Annotated in this window: 14 protein-coding genes, 1 tRNA gene and 2 pseudogenes; 10 read left to right on the top strand and 7 right to left on the bottom strand. The window is 73.4% G+C overall.

Features of this window, described 5'->3' with window-relative positions:
* The first annotated feature begins 281 nt into the window (after positions 1 to 281).
* A complete protein-coding gene (locus AC2CJA_RS03205; protein WP_484601105.1) occupies positions 282 to 2129 on the top strand; it encodes a glycoside hydrolase family 3 protein in 1848 nt (615 codons plus the stop codon).
* Positions 2130 to 2185: 56 nt separating this feature from the next.
* Positions 2186 to 2261, top strand: a tRNA-Arg gene (locus AC2CJA_RS03200).
* Between the two features lie 67 nt (positions 2262 to 2328).
* On the opposite strand, the pseudogene AC2CJA_RS03195 reads toward AC2CJA_RS03200, so the two are convergent.
* The 3 genes and pseudogenes from AC2CJA_RS03195 to AC2CJA_RS03185 all read right to left on the bottom strand — a co-directional run.
* Positions 2329 to 2601, bottom strand: a pseudogene (locus AC2CJA_RS03195) (tyrosine-type recombinase/integrase); the annotation flags it as partial.
* A 267-nt stretch (positions 2602 to 2868) separates the two neighbouring features.
* Entirely contained in the window at positions 2869 to 3297 is a 429-nt protein-coding gene (locus AC2CJA_RS03190) for a PIN domain-containing protein (protein ID WP_484601104.1), read from the bottom strand.
* Positions 3294 to 3566, bottom strand: coding sequence for a hypothetical protein (locus AC2CJA_RS03185; RefSeq protein WP_484601103.1), 273 nt, complete (start codon positions 3564 to 3566; stop codon positions 3294 to 3296). The genes AC2CJA_RS03190 and AC2CJA_RS03185 overlap by 4 nt, the downstream gene beginning before the upstream one ends.
* Positions 3567 to 4662: 1096 nt before the next feature.
* Here AC2CJA_RS03185 and AC2CJA_RS03180 point away from each other — a divergent pair.
* The 5 genes from AC2CJA_RS03180 (at position 4663) to AC2CJA_RS03160 (ending at position 9420) form a co-directional block, all read left to right on the top strand.
* Positions 4663 to 5301 carry an urease subunit gamma gene (locus AC2CJA_RS03180; protein WP_484601102.1) on the top strand — a complete coding sequence of 213 codons (639 nt, stop codon included), beginning with the start codon at positions 4663 to 4665 and terminating at the stop codon, positions 5299 to 5301.
* Entirely contained in the window at positions 5294 to 7114 is a 1821-nt protein-coding gene (locus tag AC2CJA_RS03175) for an urease subunit alpha (protein ID WP_484601101.1), read from the top strand. The genes AC2CJA_RS03180 and AC2CJA_RS03175 overlap by 8 nt, the downstream gene beginning before the upstream one ends.
* A gap of 62 nt (positions 7115 to 7176) precedes the next feature.
* The gene (locus AC2CJA_RS03170) at positions 7177 to 7851 is read left to right on the top strand and encodes an urease accessory protein UreF (protein ID WP_484601100.1); all 675 of its coding nucleotides are present in this window, start codon (positions 7177 to 7179) and stop codon (positions 7849 to 7851) included.
* A 43-nt stretch (positions 7852 to 7894) separates the two neighbouring features.
* The gene (gene ureG / locus AC2CJA_RS03165) at positions 7895 to 8605 is read left to right on the top strand and encodes an urease accessory protein UreG (protein WP_484601099.1); all 711 of its coding nucleotides are present in this window, start codon (positions 7895 to 7897) and stop codon (positions 8603 to 8605) included.
* Entirely contained in the window at positions 8602 to 9420 is an 819-nt protein-coding gene (locus tag AC2CJA_RS03160; protein ID WP_484601098.1) for an urease accessory protein UreD, read from the top strand. The genes ureG and AC2CJA_RS03160 overlap by 4 nt, the downstream gene beginning before the upstream one ends.
* Positions 9421 to 9616: 196 nt before the next feature.
* Here the strand turns inward: AC2CJA_RS03160 and AC2CJA_RS03155 are convergent, their stop codons facing one another.
* The 4 genes and pseudogenes from AC2CJA_RS03155 to AC2CJA_RS03140 all read right to left on the bottom strand — a co-directional run.
* Positions 9617 to 9793, bottom strand: a complete 177-nt coding sequence (locus AC2CJA_RS03155; protein WP_484601097.1) for a hypothetical protein — start codon at positions 9791 to 9793, stop codon at positions 9617 to 9619.
* 185 nt (positions 9794 to 9978) lie between these two features.
* Positions 9979 to 10671 carry an esterase/lipase family protein gene (locus tag AC2CJA_RS03150; protein WP_484601096.1) on the bottom strand — a complete coding sequence of 231 codons (693 nt, stop codon included), beginning with the start codon at positions 10669 to 10671 and terminating at the stop codon, positions 9979 to 9981.
* Positions 10672 to 10812: 141 nt separating this feature from the next.
* Positions 10813 to 12216 carry an FAD-dependent oxidoreductase gene (locus tag AC2CJA_RS03145; RefSeq protein ID WP_484601095.1) on the bottom strand — a complete coding sequence of 468 codons (1404 nt, stop codon included), beginning with the start codon at positions 12214 to 12216 and terminating at the stop codon, positions 10813 to 10815.
* Positions 12217 to 12458: 242 nt separating this feature from the next.
* Positions 12459 to 12683, bottom strand: a pseudogene (locus AC2CJA_RS03140) (hypothetical protein); the annotation flags it as partial.
* Here AC2CJA_RS03140 and AC2CJA_RS03135 point away from each other — a divergent pair.
* The 3 genes from AC2CJA_RS03135 to AC2CJA_RS03125 all read left to right on the top strand — a co-directional run.
* Complete coding sequence (locus tag AC2CJA_RS03135; RefSeq protein WP_484601094.1) at positions 12682 to 12999, top strand: hypothetical protein; 318 nt, start codon at positions 12682 to 12684, stop codon at positions 12997 to 12999. The pseudogene AC2CJA_RS03140 and the gene AC2CJA_RS03135 overlap by 2 nt on opposite strands.
* Positions 13000 to 13054: 55 nt before the next feature.
* On the top strand, positions 13055 to 13489 hold the full coding sequence (locus AC2CJA_RS03130; protein WP_484601093.1) for a phage holin family protein: 435 nt from the start codon (positions 13055 to 13057) through the stop codon (positions 13487 to 13489).
* Positions 13486 to 13734 (top strand): DUF3618 domain-containing protein (locus AC2CJA_RS03125; RefSeq protein ID WP_484601092.1); only part of this gene is annotated, 249 nt, incomplete at its 3' end. The genes AC2CJA_RS03130 and AC2CJA_RS03125, both read left to right, overlap by 4 nt.

Here is a 13734-nt window from a genome sequence, read left to right as displayed (position 1 = left end):
CCGCAGCGCGTCGCCGCACCCGTCGCCGGCCCCCACCACACAATCCCGGTGGGCCCGTCCGAACCACCCCGCCTCCGCCCACGAACCCTTCCGCGCCCCTCCGCACCCCGCCATTGGCCCGACCACTGACAGTCCCGCGCCCCTCTGGCCGCGGGCCCGGCGCGCTGGAACGATGTGGCCGCCACGGCTCCGGCACCCCCCACACCCGCCCGCATACCGCCCTTTCCACACGCGTACCACCGGCCCCACCCGTTCCGTCCGCACATGTGAGGAGAGCCCCGATGCAGCAGCCCGCGACTCCCAGCCGCAGACAAGCCCTCGCCACCGGCCTGTTCGGTGTCACCGCGGCGCTGGCCGCCTCCGCCGCCCTCCCCGCCCCGGCGAACGCCGCCGCCGGACCGACCGCCGTACCGGCCGCCGACACCGAGCGCGCCCGCACCCGCGCCAGGGCCCGGGCCCTGGTCCGGCAGATGTCCCTGGAGGACAAGGTCGGGCAGCTCTTCGTCGTCGAGGTCTACGGGCAGGCCGCCGACACGGCCTCCGCCGGCAACCGCGCCCTGTACGGCGTGGACACCCCCGCCGAGGTCATCGCCAAGTACCGGCCGGGCGGAGTCATCTACTTCGACGCCCGACGCGGCCCCGACAACGTCCGCGACCCGCTCCAGACCGCCCGCCTGTCCAACGGCCTCCAGCGGGCCGCGCGCCGCGCCGGCGCCCGCGTGCCACTGCTGGTCTCCATCGACCAGGAGGGCGGCAGCGTCGTCTACCGCCTCACCGACCCCGCCACCCTCCTGCCCGGCAACATGGCGCTGGCGGCGGGCCGGTCCACCGCCGACACCCGCCGCTCGGCCGAGATCATCGGCCTGGAGCTGGCCGCGATGGGCGTCAACCAGAACTACGCCCCGGTCGCCGACGTCAACGTCAACCCCGAGAACCCGGTCATCGGCGTCCGCTCCTTCGGCTCCGACCCCGCCCTGTGCGCCTCCCTGGTCGACGCCTCCGTGAGCGGCCACCACCGCGGCCGGACCGCCTCCGCCGCCAAGCACTTCCCCGGGCACGGCGACACCGACACCGACAGCCACACCGGCCTCCCGCGGATCGACCACACCCGCGAGGAACTGGAGAACCTCGACCTGCCGCCCTTCCGGGCCGCCATCGCGCGCGGCGTCGACACGATCATGACGGCCCACATCGTCGTCCCGGCCCTGGACCCGTCGGGCGTCCCGGCCACCATGTCGCGGCCGATCGTCACCGGGCTGCTGCGCGAGGAGCTGGGCTTCGAGGGCCTGATCGTCACCGACGCCCTGGACATGCGGGGCGCCTCGGGCCAGTTCCCCCCGGACGTGGCGCCGGTCCGGGCCCTCATGGCCGGCTGCGACCAGCTCGTCCTGGCGCCGAAGCCGGACATCGCCTACGACGCCGTCCTGGAGGCCGTACGCGGCGGGAAGATCCCCGCCTCCCGCCTGGACGCCTCGGTCGAGCGGATCCTGGCGCACAAGCTCCGCCGTGACCTCTTCCGGCACCCGTACGTGGACGAGCGGCGCGCCGTCCGCACCGTCGGCGCCGAACGCCACAGGGCCGACGCCCAGGCCATCACCGACCGCACCGTCACCCTGGTCAGGAACGAGGGGCCACTCCTCCCCCTCTCCTCCGGCGCACGCTCCGTCCTGGTCGCCGGCTGGGGGGTGGGCACCACCCGGACCCTCGCCGACGCCGTCGCCGAGCGGCCCGGCCAGAGCGCCGCCGTCCTGGAGACGGGCGCGATCCCCTCCGCGGACCGCATCACCGAGGCGGCAGGCGCGGCGGCGGGCCACGGCCTGGTGATCGTCTCCGTCAACGCGGCCGCGGCGGGCTCGGAGAAGGGCGCCGCCCAGGCGAGGCTGGTCCAGGCCCTGATGGACACCGGCACGCCCGTCGTCGCCGTCGCCGTCCGCAACCCGTACGACATCCGCCGCTTCCCCGGCGTCCCCGTCTACCTGGCCACCTACTCCTACGGCGCCCCCTCTCTCCGGGCCGCCGTCCGCGCCGTCTACGGCGACCTCTCCCCCGCCGGCCGGCTCCCGGTCGCCGTCCCGGAAGCCGACTCCACCGGCACCCTCTACCCCTTCGGACACGGCCTGACGTACTGACCCGCCCAGCACGTTCGGCACGCCCCGCACTCATCCGCTAACCTGTCCTGCGTCACGCCTTCGTAGCTCAGGGGATAGAGCACCGCTCTCCTAAAGCGGGTGTCGCAGGTTCGAATCCTGCCGGGGGCACCAGGCAAAACGGCCCGGACCGATCATGGTCCGGGCCGTTTTGACGGCATCGTTTGACGGCAGTCGCCTCTCAGGCGGCCGGTCGGCGTCGCCTGAGCAGGCGGTCCATGTAGCTGATCGCCTCCCGTTGGGTGTCGTGCACGACGTGCGTGTACACGTCCATCGTGATGCTGATCTGGCTGTGGCCGAGGATCTCCATGATGACGCGCGGCGCGACGCCGGCCGCCGTCAGGAGCGTGGCGCAGCCGTGCCGGGCATCGTGCAACCGGACCACCCGCACCCCCGCATCAGCGGTCACGCGCGTGAACGACCGGTAGACGTTCCGCGGCTCCACCGGCCGACCGTTTCAGGTTCGAATCCTGCCGGGGCACGGGACGGAGGGGCGGGCCGGGGGGGTTGCCCCCCCCGCGCCGACCCTCCGTCGTGTTCGAGGCCGCGCCGCATGCGCGCTGCACCTTCCCGGCCGAGGGCTCGGAACAGCTCACCCTCCAGGAAGCCGCCGCGGAGGCGGGGCTGGGGGACGTCAAAGCGGCCGGAGGTCAGCGGAGAACGCGCGCCGCCCCGCGTCCGGCGTCAGCGGAGTGGATCGTGACCACGGGGCGGGTGCCGCTTACAGCTTCTCCTCCCGCGGGTTGATCACCAGGGCCCCGGTCCGGGCCATGTGCTTGATGTTCCGGGTGGCTACGGTCCAGCCGTTGGCCAGGGCGGTGGCGGCGATCAGGGCATCCGGTGGGTCGATGCCCGCACCGACGGCCTTGAGTGTCTTATGGATCGCGAGGTAGGCGGCTGCTTCCGGTCCGCCGATCGACGCGATGCGGTCGTGGTACTCGTGCCGTACCGTGGCGAGCGCTCGGGCGTAGCGGGCCTGTCGCACGGGGTCAGGGGTGGCGGCCACTCCTGCCTCGATCTCGGCAACGGTGATCACGCTCAGAAAACGGTTGGGCCCGGCCGTGGACCGGAACCAGGTCATGACGCGTGGGTCCGGCCTCGCCCGGGTGGTGAGTTCGGCGACGACGTTGGTGTCGAGCAGGTAGATCACTCGGTGTCCGTCTGTTCATCGTAGGAGCGGGCACCGAAATCCAACCCCTCGAAGGGGGCGGAGAGCAGGAACTCCTCGAAGCCGTCGTTGCCCAGCGTCACCCAGCGGTGGAGCATCTCGGGCAGCGCCTCGATCTCCGTATCGGCGAGTTCCGTGTCGAAGTGCCGACGCTGGTCCTCGGACAGGGACTCCCGGATGTCACGGATGGTCCGCAGCGGATGCGACGACTGGGACGGCAGGTGGGGCCCACCGCTGGGAGCTGTGGTCATCGGCATCCCCTCCGCACTGGTCAGGTGGCGTAACGCTGTCGACCCCAGGCTACGGGTTTCCGCCCGCCCGCTCACAGCTTCGCGACCGGAGCGGGCATCCGCCCGGGTCTGGGGGCTCCGCCTTCGACGAGGTGGTCGCCCGGAACGGATTTGGCACACATGAGGCCGGGAACTTTTGCGAACACGTGAGAACCACGGAGGGGAGTTCCCCGGTCCAGAGGCTCCGCAGTCGACGTCTCCGCAGGTCACAGCCCCACCCCGAGAAAACCCCTAAAGCGGGTGTCGCAGGTTCGAATCCCGCCGGGGGCACCAGCGCAAGGACCCACCTGCTTTTCGGGCAGGTGGGTCCTTGATGTCCGGGTCCGGTATCAGCGGGGAACGGGAGGCGCCAGGTGCCACCGTGGGCCGCGCACACGATCTCTCACGGTGTGCTGCTCCCAGGTGGGCGGGGTCTCCTCCGGTCCGCGGGAAACGTAACCAAGTGAACACCCTGGGCGACAGAGCGCGATCGTCCGGCACTTCGTTCGGCGGGCCGCCGGCCCTCGCGTCCCAGGTGGCGGGAGGGCGGCCGGACCGGTGACGCGTCCGCGACCAGTGGCTTGTCGCGCGACCTTGACCGGACCGGACGGTCAGGGACATCACCGTGCTGATGCGGGCCGGCGAGGACCACGTCCGCCGACGCGACACCCGCGCCGAACCGAAGATCGCATTCGCATCCGACCCACCGATCCGCACATGGACCGATGACCCGCCCAAGGCCGCGTGACAAGCCGTTAGCAGATGCGCGAATCGGCGTGGCATCGAACGGCGATTCTTCACTCGCCTGGGCGGATCAACACGACCTGCTCGTTTGCCGCCGCCCGCCGGAGCACAGTCTCCGTTCGGCGGCGCCCGTGACCGGGGAGCCGGCGGCACTCGGTGCCGCACGCGGAGACGAGGGGAGACCACTGTTCATGGGTGTGTGGAGCGTCCGGGAGGGCGGGGGCGGAGCGGCCGGCTCCGCTTACAGCGCGGCATCGCGGACCGCGGAGCGGACCACGGTGGCGGAGCACGGAACGAAGAACCGGATCGTCCGCCGGTCCGGGAACGAGCCCGCATGCATCTGACTCCGCACGAACAGGAACGGCTGCTGATCCATGTGGCGGCGGACGTGGCGCAGCGGCGGCGTGAGCGTGGCATCAGGCTGAACTACCCGGAGGCGGTGGCACTGTTGACCGTGCACGTCTTCGAGGAGGCGCGGGCCGGCCGTACGGTCAGCGAGGTGATGGCGTCGGGCCGCACGGTGCTGGGCCGTGGGGAACTGATGGAGGGCGTCCCGGAGATGATCGCCCGCGTCCAGGTGGAGGCGACCTTCCCGGACGGCACGAAGCTGGTGACCATCCACGACCCCGTCCCGGAGGCGGACGAGGATGTGCTGGTGCACCCGGGCAAGGTGGAACACCCCGAGGACGCCGAGCCGATCGCGTTCAACGAGGGGCGCGAAGTGACGGTGGTGGAGGTGCACAATCCCGCCGACCGGCCCGTCCAGGTCGGTTCCCACTACCACTTCGCCGAGGCCAACCCGGGTCTGGACTTCGACCGGGAGGCCGCCCGCGGAAAGCGCCTGCACATCCCGGCCGGCACCTCCGAGCGGTTCGAACCGGGCGACCGGCGCGAGGTGGAGCTGGTGCCGATCGCGGGCGAGCGTGTCGTGCTGGGGCTGCGCAAGGAGAACGGAGGCCCCCTCGATGACTGATCCGCTCACCCGCGCCCAGTACGACGACCTGTTCGGCCCGACCACCGGAGACCGGATCCGGCTGGCCGACACCGCCCTGACCATCGAGATCACCGAGGACTGGGCCGGCGGCCCGGGCCGCAGCGGGGACGAGATGGTCTTCGGCGGCGGCAAGGTGATCCGTGAGTCGATGGGCCAGTCCGCCCTGCCGCGCGAGCCGGAAGGGGACGAAGGCCGCAGGCCCCCGGACACCGTGATCACCGGAGCGGTGGTACTGGACCACTGGGGGGTGGTCAAGGCCGACATCGCCATCCGCGACGGCCGGATCACCGCGCTGGGCAAGGCGTACAACCCCGAGACGATGGACCCGCTGCACACGGCCCGCCCGACGGTCGTGGGCCGCCCGCAGCCCACGGACTTCCCCATCGGCCCGGAGACCGAGGTCATCGCCGGCAACGGCCGCATCCTGACCGCCGGCGGCGTGGACACCCATGTGCACTTCATCTGCCCCGAGCAGGTCGGCGAGGCGCTGGCCGCGGGCGTGACCACGCTCATCGGCGGCGGTACGGGGCCGGCCGAGGGCAGCACGGCCACCACCGTCACCCCCGGCTCGTGGCACGTCTCCCGGCTCTTCGAGTCCCTGGACGCCTTCCCGGTCAACATCGGCCTGCTCGGCAGGGGCAGCACCATGTCCCGCAAGTCGCTCCGGGACCAGGTCGCCGCCGGAATCCTGGGGTTCAAGATCCATGAGGACTGGGGCGCGACCCCCGCGGTGATCGACCTGTGCCTGCAGGTGTGCGAGGAGACCGGCGTCCAGCTCGCCCTGCACGCCGACTCCCTCAACGAGGCCGGCTTCGTCGGCGACACCCTGGAGGCGATCGGCGGCCGACCGCTGCACGTCTTCCACGTCGAGGGCGCCGGCGGCGGTCACGCCCCGGACATGATCACCATGGTCGGAGAGCCCCATGTGCTGCCGGCCTCGACCAATCCCACCCGCCCGCTGACGGTGAACACCGTCAAGGAGCACGTGGACATGATGATGGTCTGCCACCACCTCAACCCCGAGGTGCCGGCGGACCTGGCCTTCGCCGACTCCCGCATCCGGCCCTCCACCATGGCCGCGGAGGACCTGCTGCACGACCTGGGCGCGATCTCCATGATGTCCTCCGACGCCCAGGCCATGGGGCGCATCGGCGAGATGATCGTTCGGACCTGGCAGACCGCCCACGTGATGAAGGTCCGTTACGGCCACCTGGCGGAGGACAGGGCCGGTGGAGCGGACAACCACCGTGCCCGCCGCTACGTCGCCAAGTACACCGTCAACCCCGCGATCGCCCAGGGCATCGACGCCGAGGTCGGCTCCGTGGAGACCGGGAAGCTGGCCGACCTGGTGCTGTGGGAACCGAAGTTCTTCGGCGTCAAGCCCCATCTGGTCGTCAAGGGCGGGCAGATCGCCTACGCGCAGGTCGGGGATGCCAACGCCTCCATCCCCACCCCTCAGCCGGTCCTGCCCCGCCCGATGTGGGGCGCCCGGGGGCGCGCCCCCCTCGCCAACTCCTTCAACTTCGTCTCCCGCCGGGCTCTCGAGGGTGGACTCGCCGACCGCCTGGCGGTCGGCAAGCCGCTGCGGGCCATCACGGACACCCGCACGGTCCGCAAGGAGGACATGCGGGAGAACGACGCCACCCCGGACGTGACGATCGATCCCGACACCTTCGAGGTGGAGATCGGCGGAGCCCGGGTGACCGATGTCCGCGCGGAGGTGGCCGACCAGTCGGTTCCCATGCACTACGCCACTGAACTGCCCATGGCACAGCGCTACTTCCTTTTCTGACCCCGATGTGTCCGACCCGGCCGACGATCCGGGCCGGACACGGGAAGGTGCATGCCCGCACGATGAGCCGCGCAGCCCTGCTCCTCCTGGCCGACGGCCGCTTCCCCGCCGGAGGGCACGCCCACTCCGGCGGGGTGGAAGCGGCCGTCGCCTCCGGGACCGTCCACGACGCCGCCACTCTGCACGCCTTCTGCCGGGGACGGCTGCACACGGCCGGTCTGGTCGCGGCGGCGCTGGCCGCCACGGCCGCCACCGGTCACGACCCGCTGGAGCTGGACGAGGCCGCCGACGCCCGCACCCCCGCACCCGCTCTCCGCGAGGTCGCGCGGAAGCTGGGGCGGCAGATGATGCGTGCCGCACGCGCCACCTGGCCCGCTCCCGAACTCGACCGCCTCGCCCGCCACCGGCCGCACGGAGCCCACCACTCCGTCGTGCTGGGCGCGGCCGCCCGCGCGGCCGGGCTGACCTCCTCGGACGCGGCCCACGCCGCCGCCTACGACAGTGTCGGCGGCCCGGCCACCGCGGCGGTGCGGCTGCTGAGCCTGAATCCCTACGACGCCACGGCGGTACTCGCCCGCCTCGCCGACGAAACCGACCGCATCGCCGACCGCGCGGCCCGGGCCGCGGCCCGCGTCACCGCGGAAGGCACCGGTGTACTGCCCGCCGCCTCCGCCCCGCTGCTGGACATCGCCGCCCAGGAGCACGCCGCCTGGCCGGTCCGCCTGTTCGCCTCCTGACCCGCAGCCCACCCACGTCCGCGACCACGCCTCGGAGACCGGAATGCACCTGGACCACAGCGACGACCTCTCCCCGGCCTTTCCCCGGCGCCACACCCACAGCGCAGCCCGCCCCACCCGCCCCGACGGCACGCGCCGTGCCCTGCGCGTCGGGCTGGGCGGGCCGGTCGGTTCCGGCAAGACGGCCACAGTCGCCGCCCTGTGCCGGGTCCTGCGCGAGGAGCTGTCCATCGCCGTGGTCACCAACGACATCTACACCCGCGAGGATGCCGAGTTCCTGCGCCGCGAGGCCGTCCTGCCCTCCGAGCGCATCACCGCGGTGGAGACGGGCGCCTGCCCCCACACCGCCATCCGCGACGACATCTCCGCCAACCTCGAAGCCGTGGAGCACCTGGAGGAGACCCTCGGCGGCCTCGATCTGATCCTGGTCGAGTCCGGTGGCGACAACCTGACGGCCACCTTCTCCCGCGGTCTGGCCGATGCCCAGATCTTCGTCATCGACGTCGCGGGCGGCGACGACATCCCCCGCAAGGGAGGCCCCGGCATCACCACGGCCGACCTGCTGGTCGTCAACAAGACCGACCTCGCCCCCCACGTCGGCTCCGATCTCGCCCGCATGGCCGCCGACGCCGAACTCCGGCGCGGCGGTCTCCCCGTCGCCTTCACCAGCCTGCGCGACGACGACGGCGTCCGGCCGGTGGCCGACTGGATCGGCACGCGTCTGGCCGCCTGGAACACCGGCGGCGCGGCATGACCACCGCTCCCGCCCCGGCCCGGCGGACACCGGCCGGCGAGACAGGCGGTGGTGTGCACGCGACCGCCCGCGTCCGGGCCGTCTCGAACGGCCGCGCCACCACCCTCCCGCTCCTGCACGGCGACGGCCCCTTCCACCTGCGCCGCCTCCGGCCGCGGGAAGGCCGGGCCAGGGTGTGCGTGATCGGCGCCATGAGCGCACCCCTCGGCGGCGACCGTCTGAGCATCGATGTCACCGTCGGCGACCGCGCCGACCTGGAGATCACCACCGCCGCCGCGACTCTCGCCCTGCGCGGCGCGACCACCGCCCACGCCACCCACCACACCGGCCTGCGCGTGGGAGACCACGCGAGCCTCCACTGGCTCCCCAGACCACTGATCAGCGCCTGCGGCAGCAACCTGCGGCAGACCTGCACCGTGGACCTCGCCCCCACCGCACGCCTGCTCCTGCGCGAGGAACAGATCCTCGGCCGCGCCGCCGAGCCCCCCGGCGACCTGACCACCCGGCTGACCGTCCGACGCGACGGCCGTCCCCTGCTGGACCAGCACACCGGCATCGGCACGGCCGCCCCCGGCTGGGACGGCCCCGCCGTCCTGGCCGGTCACCGCGCCACCGGCCAACTCCTCGTCGTCGATCCACGCCTGGAAGGAGTACCCGTCCAGCCGCACCTGTTAGGGAACGACCCGGCACAGGGCCGGGGCGTCCTGGCGCCACTGGCCGGTCCGGCCGTCCTGATCACCGCTCTCGCCCCCACCACCGTGCACCTCCACCGCCTGCTCGGCCATGCCCGCTCCCTCCTCCCCCTCCTCCCGTGAGCCCCCGCGGGAGGAGGGGTCGGCACGCACGGGAGCGGGATGCCCCGCGGGCATGTGAGGCCCTTCCCGCAGTACCCGGACCGGCGCACCCGACACGGCCGCGGGCCGCTCTTCCCCGTGACGGTTCGCGGGCGGCCGCCCGGACCGAAGCCCGCCCCGGGACGCGGTGATCCTCGGTCTCACCGCGTGGAACGTGTCAGGTGAGGACTTCGACGGCGGCGGACGCGTCCGCCACGTCCTCGCTGCCTTCGGGCGGCGCGCCGGCGAGGTGGGCGAGGGCGGACACAGGGGCGACGACGGCCCATGGCTTCCCGTCGCGGGTGAGGATCGTCGGGCGTCCGGTGTGGCGGGCCGGGTTCACGAGTTCGGGCACATCGCCTCGCGCCTTCCCCCCAGCACCCTGCCGACGGTGCTCACCGGGCTCCCCCGCCGGGGAGCGGGCCCACCGCGTAGTACGCCGGAACCGCGACCGCACGCGGACAACGCGGCCGCACCGCATGCCCTCTGGCGGGTGGACGTCCCCGCGTCGGCGGGCCGGGGCGGGGACGTCCACCGGGGTCAGCTGTCGACCGTGTCCCGGACCTGGCCGTAGACCGTGGCGTCGCTCAGCAGACCGGAGTGCGACAGGCAGGCGGTTCTGGTGTTGACCGCGCCCGACAGGGCGACGCTGCTGTCGGGGTTGATGACGGTGTCGCAGGGCGACCACCAGGTGGCGTAGCGCGCCGAACCGGGTGTCTCATCACCGGAGTTGAGTGAGTTCAGGAAGCTCGACCCGATGCGCATCTCGGTGCAGGAGGTCTGGAAGCACCAGTTGGCCATGTCGGTGCCGTGGTTGGGGCCGCCGAGGGAGACCCAGGCGTCGATCTTCGCCGCGCCGCCGAGGTTCTTGGCGTAGTAGCGCGAGGAGAGGCCGCCCATGGAGTGGGTGATCACGTCGACCTTGCTCGCCCCGGTGGCGGCGAGCAACCGGTCGACTTCGGTGGCGAGTTGCCGCGCGGTGGTGGCGTTGGACTGACTGGAGGTGTAGCTCCACTGCCTCAGGTGGCCGGCGGGCCAGCCGTCGGCGCGGAAACGGCCGGCCATGGTGTTCCACGTGGATCCGCTGCTGTTCCAGCCGTGGACGAAGAGGATCGGGTCGCTGCCGGGTCCGTAGGCGGAGGGGGACGCCTCGGCCGCCGCGGCCGGGGCCTGGAGGGTGATTGCGAGCACGGATGCCGCGGCTGCCGCGACGGCCAGTGACTTCTTCTTCACAGTGACCTCAAGTGGTGTTGGGGGGAAGGGAGTTGAAGAGTGTTCGCGCCGTGGGACCGTGGGGGGGATCGCAGGCTACTGGTCGGTCACCGGCGCCGGGCAAGACCCGTGCACGCCATGTTTGTCGCGTACACGATTTCTTTACGAGTCCGCCCCCACCGGATCGCCGGCCCTCCTCGACGCGCGCAGTACGCGGAGCGCATGGCCGGGCGACATCAGCCGGGCGGGCGACTGGAGCATGTGGGCCACCGACAGGAACGTCCGGCCCAGAACGGGGTCGACGGAGGCCGCCGCGCGGTAGCGGGTGAGGTACCGGTCCAGCAGCTCGTCGGCCGGCCCGCGCCTCCCCTCCGCCCCGGGAAAGCGCAGGTCACCGCCGGCCGCCAGCAGCCACGGGGTGTCGACGACCTCGGCGGCGGCGCGGAAGAAGCGGCGGGGCAGGCCGTCGGCGTCCCGTTCCCGGGGCTCCCGGGCGAGGAGCGCGCGCAGCACGACCGCCTGCTGGGCCGCCGCCGTCATGCCCTGGCCGTAGGTGGGGTTGAAGTTGCACAGGGCGTCGCCGGCGACCAGGAGGCCGCCGGGGCGGCGGTCCAGCTTCTCGTAGTGGTGGCGCGTACTGGCCGGGTAGCGCATCCTCACCGGCTCGTTCAGCGGCTCGGCCGTGCGCAGCACCTCGGCCACGTCCGGTCCGGGCAGGGACTCGGCGTAGGCCAGCATGCCCGCCTCGTCGGTCGGGGGCTCCTCGCCCAGCAGGCCGAAGAGGACGGCCGCGAACCGGTCCTTCCGCTCGGAGACGAGGGCCCCGCCGCGCGGCAGTCCGGGGAAGGGCACCAGCGCGACGCCGCTCCGGCCGCCGATGTGGTGGGGTTCGCGCCGGAAGTGGCGGGTGACGTAGACGACGTCGGCGCGCACCCGCGTCCGCCGCGGCCGGGGGTATCCGAGTTCCTCCAGCCAGTCCGGGGCCCGCGAGCCCCGGCCGGAGGCGTCGACGACCAGGTCGGCGGGGATCGTCTCCTCCCCCGGGCCGCCGGTCCCCCCGCCGGTGCGCGGGCGCACCCGGACTCCGGTGACCCGGGCGCGGTCCGGCGTGGTGACCGGGCCCAGCACCTCCACCCCCTCCCTGACCGCGACACCGGGGAGCGCCACGACACGCGCGCGTACGTGGTGCTCCACCTGCGGCCGGCTCGCGCCGTACGCGATCACCCCGGAGGGCGCCGGGCGCAGGAGGCGGCCGTCGAGGTACCAGTGGACCTCGGTCTGGGTGTCCGCGCGGGTGGCCCCAGCCGCGAGCAGCTCCTCCAGGAAGCCGGGGAACAGCTCCTCCAACGCCTGCGCGCCGCGGGCGAGCAGGATGTGGAGCTGCCGGCTCTGCGGTACGCCGCGCCGGGGGGCCGGATCGGCGGGGAGCACGTCCCTGTCGAGCACCGTCACCCGCTCGTAGGCGTCGGCGAGTGCGCGGGCCGCCGTCAGGCCCGCGAGGCCGGCGCCGATCACCACGGCGTGTGACCGGCCCGCCGCGCGGGCGGGTCGGGGAGTGGGTGCCATGGTCGGACTCCGTTCAGTACGGGGGCGGTTCGGCTCCCGGGGTGCCGAGGGTGATGCGACGTCGGGGGCGATCCGGCCGCGAGGACGGCGACTCCGTGTGTGCGGCCTGTTCCCTTCCGTACCCACAACCCGCCCCGCGGCCACCTCGGGCGCGGGGCGGGTTGGGGCACAGACACGGAGCGTACCGGCGGGCGGAGGCGCTCGGCCGCCGGTGAGCCGCCAGGCTCCGGGGGCCGGCCCGCCGCCCACCGCGCCAGGGCGGTGATGCTCGCCGGCGGCCACCGGGAGCGCTCCTGTGCGTCCAGGCGCGCCTCGTGGTCGGCCGGCTGCCTGTCGTTCTGGTCGCTGCGCCGGACCATCAGCGCGAGCGCCCCGTCCACCCGGGCGAAGCCCGTCTCGACCGTGCCCCGCGGCCGCTCCGGTTCCACGGCGACGGCGACGGGACTGTTCGGTTCGGTGTCCGTCATGCGCGCTTCTCTGCGCCGTCCGCCGCCACAGCGCTGTCGGAACAGGTGCCTGGACGAGACCCGCAGGATGTGCCGCCGCTGCTCGCGGGCGCTGGACGGGAGCGAGGCGGTGACGGCCGTCGACGGGCGCTGCCCGTGGTGCGGCTCCGTCTCCCCGCGCGCCTTCCCCGAGCACCGGGCCGTGCTGTGCGTCAACCCCGGCTGCCGCTGCGACGCCCCGGGTGCGGCTGCCGCACCGACCCCGCCCGCCCCCGACACCGTGCCGGATGGGGCCCGGCACCCCGGACGCCGTGACGAACGGGTGAGGCCGGGTTAGCGGGCGGTGAGTGGAGGTACTCGGAGTGCTGACCCATGAGGGGAGCGCGACGACGATGAGCACGATGCAGCGGATGGACGGACACAGGCGCGGGCACGGCCCCGGAGAGGAGCACTCCGTCGGCGAACTGGTGGCACGGGCCACCGCGCAGATGTCGCAGCTCATGAAGGAGGAGCTGCAGCTCGCCAGGATGGAGATGGCCGAGAAGGGCAAGCGGGCCGGAATGGGCGGCGGCATGCTCGGCGGTGCCGGGGTGGTCGCGCTGTACGCGGTGGGCGCCGGTGTGACGGCCGCGATCGCCGGCCTTTCCGTGGTGTGGCCGGTGTGGCTGTCCGCCCTGGTGATCATGGCGGTGCTGTTCCTCGTCGCCGGGGTGCTGGCGGTCCTGGGGCGGCGGCAGATGCGCAGGGCCACGCCCGCCAAGCCCGAGCGGGCCCTGCGGGGCGTGCACGACGACCTGGACGAGATCAGGGGAAGGGTGCGGCGATGAGCGTTTCGAGGGACACCAGGGAGGCGGAGGTCCCGGTCACCCCGGGCATCCCCGCCGATCCGGACACCCCCGCCGAGCTGCGCGAGCGGATCGACCGCACGCGCCGGGAGCTGGGCGACACCATCGAGGAGCTGGCGGCCAGGGCCGACGTCAAGGCCCTGGCGCGGCGCAAGGCGGCGGGCGCGGTACGGGCGGGCCGGCGCAACGCCGTGCCGCTGGCCGTGGCGGGCGGGGCCGTGCTCGCC

Source organism: Streptomyces sp. ATLC9, from assembly GCF_057196705.1.
Note: the sequence above shows the minus strand (reverse complement) of the source record. Positions and strands in the feature narration are given on the sequence as shown.

Excerpts from the sequence above, each read along its gene's own strand:
- AC2CJA_RS03205 (WP_484601105.1), top strand. The coding sequence starts at position 282 with ATGCAGCAGCCCGCGACTCCCAGCCGCAGACAAGCCCTCGCCACCGGC.
- AC2CJA_RS03185 (WP_484601103.1), bottom strand. The coding sequence starts at position 3,566 with ATGACCACAGCTCCCAGCGGTGGGCCCCACCTGCCGTCCCAGTCGTCG.
- AC2CJA_RS03180 (WP_484601102.1), top strand. The coding sequence starts at position 4,663 with ATGCATCTGACTCCGCACGAACAGGAACGGCTGCTGATCCATGTGGCG.
- AC2CJA_RS03175 (WP_484601101.1), top strand. The coding sequence starts at position 5,294 with ATGACTGATCCGCTCACCCGCGCCCAGTACGACGACCTGTTCGGCCCG.
- AC2CJA_RS03170 (WP_484601100.1), top strand. The coding sequence starts at position 7,177 with ATGAGCCGCGCAGCCCTGCTCCTCCTGGCCGACGGCCGCTTCCCCGCC.
- ureG (WP_484601099.1), top strand. The coding sequence starts at position 7,895 with ATGCACCTGGACCACAGCGACGACCTCTCCCCGGCCTTTCCCCGGCGC.
- AC2CJA_RS03160 (WP_484601098.1), top strand. The coding sequence starts at position 8,602 with ATGACCACCGCTCCCGCCCCGGCCCGGCGGACACCGGCCGGCGAGACA.
- AC2CJA_RS03145 (WP_484601095.1), bottom strand. The coding sequence starts at position 12,216 with ATGGCACCCACTCCCCGACCCGCCCGCGCGGCGGGCCGGTCACACGCC.
- AC2CJA_RS03135 (WP_484601094.1), top strand. The coding sequence starts at position 12,682 with ATGCGCGCTTCTCTGCGCCGTCCGCCGCCACAGCGCTGTCGGAACAGG.
- AC2CJA_RS03130 (WP_484601093.1), top strand. The coding sequence starts at position 13,055 with ATGAGCACGATGCAGCGGATGGACGGACACAGGCGCGGGCACGGCCCC.